The following is a 350-nucleotide window of genomic DNA, read 5'->3' as shown; positions in this document are numbered from 1 at the left end:
AGGCCATGGACCCGCCCCGCACCGCCACACGCTCCCAGAACCGCCTGGTGCGCTACGCGCAGGGCAGGTTCCTGGTGCTGCCACCGGGGGTCGGCGGGCCGCCGCCGGCGCACCCCGAGCGGCTGCGTGAGGACATACCACTGACCCCGCAGGAACTACAGCTCGTCCGCGACGTGTGGCCCGCTTACGAACACAGCGCCCGCGACCGCGGCTGACCGCCGCGGGCGCCGGACAGCCGAAAGGGCCGGGCGCGGCCAGCATCTGCTCGCCGCGCCCCGCCCTTTCGCGGTGGCCGGACTCACCCGGGGGCGGGGACCTCCTCGCCGTCCATACGCGGGGCCAGCGGGGAC

At 76.3% G+C, this 350-nt stretch carries 1 protein-coding gene; it reads left to right on the top strand.

Annotated elements, in window-relative coordinates; all coding sequences use genetic code 11:
• Positions 1–215 (top strand): DUF6059 family protein (locus TN53_RS43180; RefSeq protein WP_324609660.1); only part of this gene is annotated, 215 nt, incomplete at its 5' end.
• Positions 216–350 lie beyond the last annotated feature (135 nt).

This window comes from Streptomyces sp. WM6386, assembly GCF_000972385.1.
In the GTDB taxonomy this organism is placed as follows: Bacteria; Actinomycetota; Actinomycetes; order Streptomycetales; family Streptomycetaceae; genus Streptomyces.
This window is presented reverse-complemented; position numbering and strand designations above follow the sequence as displayed.